This window comes from Methyloversatilis sp. S146-33, from assembly GCF_059552495.1.
In genome coordinates, this window is sequence record NZ_JCANOT010000009.1 from 69,601 (window position 1) to 77,492 (window position 7,892).

Sequence of the window (7,892 nt, forward strand, 5' to 3'; positions counted from 1 at the left end):
ATTCGCGCATGCAACGTCTGTCTGCGCGACACGAAGCAGCTGCATCACGGGCACCGGACTTTGCATTGCGAACACACCCGCATCCTGTTTACGGCCCGTTTCAGAAGAACTTGAGGCCGAAATGAACAAGGGTCGCTACAGACTGGTTTACTCCGACGAACACCGCAGCTACGTGCCGGTGCCGGAAGAAACCTGTGCGCGCGGCAAGAACAGCGGCGGTCGCGCACTGCGCCGTCTGGTCGCGGCCATGGCGGCAGCGCTGCCCGGCCTGGTCATCGCCAATCCGACCGGGCACCAGATCGTGCAGGGGCAGGTCGGCATCCAGACCCAGGGCAGCACGCTGAACATCACGGCCAGCGACCGCGCCATCATCAACTGGAAGCAGTTCTCGATCCAGCCGGGTGAAACCACCCGCTTCATCCAGCCGCATTCGACCGCCACCGTACTCAACCGCGTGGTCGGGCAGGATCCGTCGCAGATACTGGGCAACCTGATCGCCAACGGCCGCGTTTTCCTGATCAACCCGAATGGCGTGCTGTTCGGCGCCGGCGCCAAGGTCGACACCGCGGGGCTGGTCGCCTCGACACTGAACATCAGCAACGAGGACTTCACCGCCGGGCGGCTGAAGTTCAAAGCCGAAGGCGCGGCGGGCAAGCTGCGCAACGAGGGCACGCTGAAAGCCACCGGCGGCCCTTTGCTGCTGATCGCCACCGACATCGAGAACACCGGCCTGATCACCGCCGACAACGGCGACATCGTGCTCGCCGCCGGCAAGAGCGTGGAAATCGCCGACCCGCATCAGCCCGCACTGCGGGTGCGGGTCGAAGCAGGCGGCGAGGCGATCAACCTCGGTCAGCTGATCGCCCGTGGTGGCAACGTCGGCATGTTCGGTGCGGCGCTGACGCAGGCCGGCAAGATCAGCGCCACCGGTGCGCACCGCACCGCCGACGGCCGCATCGTGTTGCGCGGATCGAAGTCGGTCACGCTGACCGCTCAATCGGAGACGACGGCGAAGACCGCCGACGGCGCCGGCGGCGACATCGACATCGCCGCACCGGAGGTGAAGGTCGAGGCCGGTGCGCTGGTCGACGCCAGCGGCACCCAGGGCGGCCGCATCGATATCGCGGCTACGCAGAAGGCAAGCGCCGACGGCACGCTGCGCGCCACGGGCACGCTGCCCGCCGCTCCCGCTCCTGCACCTGCCCCGACAAGCACGGCCGAGGACATCGAACTGCCCGCAACCGGGTCCGGCCCGGCACCGGTCGCGGCGACAAGCGAAGCCGCCGGCAAGGGCGGCCAAATCGAAATCACCGCGGACACCGTACTGGTCGGCGGCACAGCCACGCTGGACGCTTCGGGCGACACCGGCGGCGGCTCGGTGCTGGTCGGCGGCGACTGGCAGGGCGCCAATCCGCAGGTGCGCAACGCCCAGGTAAGCTGGATCGGCAGCGGCGCTCGCCTGCTGGCCGACGCGCTGTTCGAGGGCGATGGCGGCAAGGTGGTCGTGTGGGCCGATCAGGCCACCGCCTTCCACGGCAACATCTGGGCACGCGGTGGTCGCAATGGCGGCAACGGTGGTCAGGTCGAAGTATCCGGCAAGGTCGCCCTGCTCTATCGCGGGCGTACCGACACCTCGGCGGCGCGTGGTCGCAACGGCGTGCTGCTGCTCGACCCGCTGGCGATGGTGATCCAGGGTGGCAGCGGCGACGGATCGAACGATGGCAGCCTGAGCTTCAACGGCGGCGCACCAGGCACCCTCACCGCCGAGGCGCTGGGCCCGACGGTGATCTACGAAAGCGAAATCGAGGAACAGAGCAAGACCACCGACATCATCCTGCGCGCTCAACGTTCGGTGACGGTGGGCACCTCACAGTTCAGCTACACCGGCAGCGGCAACGCCGCCGGCGAAACGTCGGGCCAGCTCACGCTGGCCGAAGGCAGCAGCCTGCTGATCGAAACGCGCAACCTCGGCGCGGGAGAAGGCGGCGCCAGCGCCGGCATCGACCTGGTCACCGGCGGCTGGCACGGCGCCGGCCTGCGCGTCGTCACCCAGGGCGACGGCAGCATCACGATGCAGACCGGCTACAGCAATGGCAGCGCAGTCGGCGACCAGCGCGCCGACATCGTCCTGCCGGTGCTGCGGGCGGCAAACGGCGGCATCCTGATCCGCGCCGGCGGCAGCTCGACCGTGGACCTGCGCGGCAGCAGCTACGACTCGGGCGCCGGCATCGACATCGAAGCCGGCACCGTCACGGGCGGCGTCACCTTCAACGCGGCGGATGGCACGTATATCGACGGCGACTACAGCGCGACATCGGGCACGCTCACCTTCAACGGCGGCGCCTCGTCGATCAGCGGGCGCCTGACGCTGGCGGCCAACCTCGGCGGCAATGCCGCGCTGACGCTGGGCGACCTGCTGTGGCAAGGCGGCCAGATGCTGAGTGGCGCCACGACCACGCTGACCGGCAGCGGCCTGATCGACGACAGCGCCGCCTACCGCTACCTCGATCGCCGGCTCGACGTCACCGGCCAGCTCGAATTCGCCAACAGCGCCGGTTACGACCTTTACGTGCGCGATGGCGGGCGGCTGAACATCAGTGCGGGCGGCAGCGTCGGTACCGCGGGTGCCAACGGCTTCCTGCGTCTGGCCGCGTCGGCCGGCACCGCCACGTTCAGTGCGGAAAGCGGCGCCAGCCTGAGTCTGGGCGACGGCACCACGTTCAGCCTGTCGTCCGACAACAGCGCGGGCAACCTCATCGCCGGCAACTTCACCACCATCGGCAACGGCGTGCTGCTGCTGGCGGCAGGGCGCATCAACACCGGCGCCGATACGACCTTCAGCGGCAGTGGCTCACTGCGTCTAGCGAACTCCGGCGTGATCGGCGGCAGCCACGTACTCACGCTCGGTACGCTGTTCGACTGGCGTGGCGGCAGCATGGACGGCAGCGGCAGCACGGTGCTGAGCGGCAACGGCCTGATCGACAACAGCAACGCCTACCGCTACCTGCAGCGCACGCTGCGCATCGACGGCACGCTGACGCTGGACAATCCGACCGGCTATGACCTGCGCGTCGGCAACGACGGACATCTGCACATCGGCTCGACCGGCACACTCGCCACCGGCACGACGAACGGCTTCATCTACATGCAGGCCGGTACCGGCGGCACGGCCGTCATGAGCGCCGATGCGGGCGGTCGCATCGCGGTGGCCGACGGCACCTTGCTGACACTGCGCAGCGACAGCAGCAGCGGCAACCAGCTGTCGGGCACCTTCGATCTCGACGGCGCCGGCGTGCTGCACCTGGACAGCGGTGCGCTCAATGTCGACGGCACCACGATCTTCGGCGGTGACGGCAGCTTGCGCATGAGCGGTGGCGCGACGATCAACGGCAGCGGCGTGCTGACGATCGCCAGCGATTTCGACTGGCGTGGCGGCCGCTTCGGCGGCAGCGGCACCACCTTCCTGACCGGCGATGCCGTCATCGACAACACTTCGGCCTACAAATACGTAAGCCGCAGGATCGAAGTGTCCGGCAATCTCACCTTCGGCAATTCGACCGGCTACGACCTGCGCATCGAGAACGGCGGCGCACTCCATCTGGCCAGCGGTGGACGACTATCGACCAGCAGCAGCGGTCTCATCTACATGCAGGCCGGCAGCGGCGGCAACGCAGCCTTTTCAGCCGCCGCCGGTTCGGCCATCACGGTCGGCACCGGCACCATGCTCACGCTGCGCAGCGACGGCAACGCCGGCAACACGCTGGGCGGGCAGTACCTGCTCGACGGCGTCGGCGCGCTGCACATCGATTCAGGCCTGTTCACGACGGCCGCCCCCACCACTTTCGGTGGCACCGGCCTGTTGCGCATCAGCGGTGGCACGACCCTGAACATCGATCACGCCTCGACGATTTCGACGCAGTTCCGCTTCGAGGGCGGCACGCTGGCCGGCAGCGGCAATCTGCTGATCAGCGGTCCGATGACTTGGGCCGGCGGTACGCTGGCAGGCAGCGGCACGACCACGATCAGCGGTACGACGGTCATCGACAACACTTCCGCCTACAAATACCTGTCGCGTCGCCTGGTCATCGCCGGCAACCTCGAATTCGGCAACAGCAACGGCTACTACCTGCAGATCAACAACGGCGGCACGCTGCATCTTGGCGCCACTGGGCGCCTGTTCACCACGGCTGCCAGCGGCCTGATCTACATGGCGGCGGGCAGCGGCGGCACCGCCACCTTCAGCGCCGACGACGGCGCGCGCCTTGATGCGGCAAGCGGCTTCGACATGACGCTGCGCAGCGACGGCAACAGCGGCAACCGCATCTCCGGCAGCTTCGAACTGGGCGGCAGCGGCGATCTGCACCTCGATTCCGGCGTGATCGGCACCGGCGCCGCCAGCCGCTTCGACGGCAGCGGCCGACTGCGCCTCAGCGGTGGCGCAACCTTCAACGCCAATCACGCACTGACTATCGATTCCGCCTTCCGCATGGAAGGCGGCACGCTCGGCGGCAGCGGCAACGTCGACATCGGTGGCGCCTTCACCTGGGCCGGCGGCACGATGACCGGCAGCGGCACGACCACCGTCGGCGGCAGCGGCACGATAGACAACACCAGCGCCTACAAATACCTCGGGCGCCGGCTCGACGTCACCGGCAGTCTGGCCTTCGGCAATACCAGCGGCTATTACCTGCAGTTGAACAATGGCGGTCATCTACACGTCGCCGCTGGCGGCGCGCTGGGCACTTCCGCCAGCAACGGTCTCATCTATCTGGCGTCGGGCAGCGGTGGCAGCGCGCTGTTCAGCGCCGATGCCGACGGCGACATCGTGCTCGGCGCCGGTACCGAACTGACGCTGCGGGCCGACGGCAATGTCGGCAACCGCCTGGCAGGCAGCTTCGATCTCAATGGCGAAGGACGGCTGCACCTCGATTCGGGCATGGTGAGCGTCGATACCGACAGCGCCTTCACCGGCGACGGCCGCCTGCTGCTGTCGGGTGGCGGTAACTTGGCCGGCAGCGCGGTGCTGTCGATCGCGTCGGCCTTCGACTGGACCGGGGGCGGATCGATGAGCGGCAGCGGCACCACCCGCCTGCTGCGCGACGTGACGCTGTCCGGCAGCGGTACGCGAACCCTCAACCGCACGCTGGAGATTGCGGCCGGCCGCACGCTGGCAGTCGGTGACGGCGTCGCGTTGAACCGCTCGACCAGCAGCGGGGGCAGTGGTGGCATCGTTGCGCTCGGCCTGTTCACGAAATCCGCCGGCAGCGGTACGGCGTCGGTGAACTACCTCGACATCCGCGGCAATCTGTCTGCCAGCAGCGGCATCCTGTCGATCGCTGGTAACGCGCAGGGAACCAGCCTGGACGGCACCGCGTTCTCGACCAGCGGCAGTGGTTCGCTGCGCCTCGACTCGGGCCTGTTCACGCTGACCAACGGTCAGACCACGACGGTCGCATCGGGGAGCCTCGAGTTGCACGGCGCCACGCTGTCCACCGCTGGCAATGCGTCCATCGTCGGCAGTGGCACCTTCCGCCAGGTGGCAGGCACGCTGGACGGCGCTGGTACGCTGACCATCGCGTCCGGTTTCGACTGGACCGGCGGCACCATGTCCGGCAGCGGCACCACGCGTCTGGCCACCTCGGCCAGCCTCACAGGTAGCGCCCTTCGCACGCTCAATCGCACGCTTGAAGTCGCCAGCGGACATACGCTCAGCCTCGGCGACGACGTACGGCTAGAGCGCTCGACCAGCAATGGTGGCAGCGGCGGCATCGTCGCCCTCGGCACCGTATCGAAGTCCGCCGGCAGCGGCGTCTCCTACATCCGCTACCTCGACCTGCGCGGCAATTTCACCGCCGGCAGCGGCGTGCTGTCGATCTACGGCAATACGGCGGGCAGCAGCATCGCCGGCGCCGTGTTCTCGTCCACCGGCAATGCGCGCGTGCGTGCGGACTCCGGCCTGCTGACGCTGAACAGCGGCGAATCGGCCAGCATCTCCAGCGGTCTGTTCGAACTGTCCGGCGCGACGCTGAGCACCAGCGGCAACAGCGCGATCAATGGCGCGGGCATGCTGAGTTTCACCTCAGGCTTCATCAACGGAGTCGGCACGCTGAGCGTGAACACCGGATTCGACTGGAGCAGCGGCACCATGGGCGGCAGCGGCATCACGCGCCTCAATGGCAGCAGCCGTTTCCTCACCACCAGCGCCAAGACGATGTCACGGACGCTGGAAATCGCCGGTACCACGCGGACGACCTCGGGCACCAGCGGTCTGCAGATCCAGGACGGCGGCCGCCTGTCCGTGCTCGCATCCGGCGAGTTCGAGGTCGTCGGCGGCACCGGCTTCACCTTCAGTGGCAGCGGGCGCATCGACAACGCCGGCCTGCTGCGCAAGACCGGTACTGCCGCCGTAACACTGGCAATGCCGCTGATCAATAGTGGCACGCTGCGGGTCGAGGAAGGCGTGCTCACCGCCAGCGCCTTCCCGATCAACGCCGGCACGCTGGACGTGTTCAACGGCGCCACGCTGATCGCTGGCGCCTTGCAGAACGACGGTGTCGTCCAGGGCAGCGGCACGATCAATCTCGGCAGCGCCACGCTGACCAACGCCGGCACGCTGCGCCCGGGCGGCGACGGCAGCGCCGGTACGCTGACCCTTATCGGCCACTATGCGCAGACCGCCAGCGGCGTCATCGAAGCCGACGTGCTGGGTACGCTCGCCGCTGAGCAGGACCACCTGGTCGTCAGCGGCAACGCCGCACTCGACGGCGACCTGCGCCTGGCGCCATCCGCCGGCCTGAGCTTCGGCGCGCAGGATCGCTACACCGTGCTGTCCTGCGGCGCCGACGGCTGCCTCAGCGGGACGTTCGACACGGTGGACAGCGGCACACTGGGCCTCACCGCCACCAGTTTCTCGAACGCCATCAGCTTCGCCACCGGCAGCATCGCCAGCACCTGGATAGCGCAGTCCTCAGGCTTCTGGGACATCGCATCGAACTGGGCTGGCGGCTTCATTCCGGGCGCACAGAACGACGTGGTGATCGATCAGGCAGGCGACCTGACCATTACCGTACGCAGCACCTCACCGGCCAGCACCTTCGCCGTCAACAGCCTGTATTCGAACGAGAACATCGTCGTCAGCGGCAGCACGCTGACGCTCGTGGACGATTCGGTCATCAACGGCCGTCTGACCGTGTCGGGCGGCACGCTGAACATCGGCACCCAGCTGGAAACCGGCGCCCTGACGCTGAGCGGCGGCAACATTTCCGGGGGTCGCCTCATCACCGGCGGCAGCGGCAGCGTGATGAGTGGCGGCACGCTGAGCGCGCTGCAGTTGATGATCGGCACGCAACTGAGAGCGACCGGCGGCACGCTGAACAACGTCACGCTGTCCCGTTCGGGCAATAGCGCGGACGCCGGCAAGGTGCTGATTGCCGACAACGGCGACGTGCGCGTCGTCGGCGCCCTCACGCTGGACAACGCCGAGATCACCCTCGCCTCCGACGGCAGCTCGACCTATCTGCGCGGCACCGCCGGCGCGTGGTCCATCAACGGCAACGGCTCCATCCTCTTCGGCGGGTCGCACAACGCCGTGCGCGCCAACAACGTCATCGGCTACACCACCGCACTCACCCTCGGTAGTGGCGTCACCGTCGCCGGCCCCAATGGCGGCTACGTCTACTTCGGCAACGGCGGCGTCAACAACGGCACCATCTCCGCCGACACCTCCGGCAAGAACATCGAGGTCAATGGCTGGAACGCCTCCGACGCATGGTCCAACGCCGGTACCCTGCGCGCCAACGGCGGCATCCTCTCCATCAACGACACCTGGTCCAGCTCGGGATCGCTGCGACTGGACGCCGGCACGATGTTCCTCGCCGGCTCCTTCAACACCG

At 68.0% G+C, this 7,892-nt stretch carries 1 protein-coding gene; it reads left to right on the forward strand.

The window, feature by feature from the left end; translation table 11 throughout:
- Positions 1–121 precede the first annotated feature (121 nt).
- Positions 122–7,892, forward strand: a 7,771-nt coding sequence (locus AC51BJ_RS00775; RefSeq protein WP_496279008.1) for a two-partner secretion domain-containing protein, incomplete at its 3' end; no start/stop codon positions are given.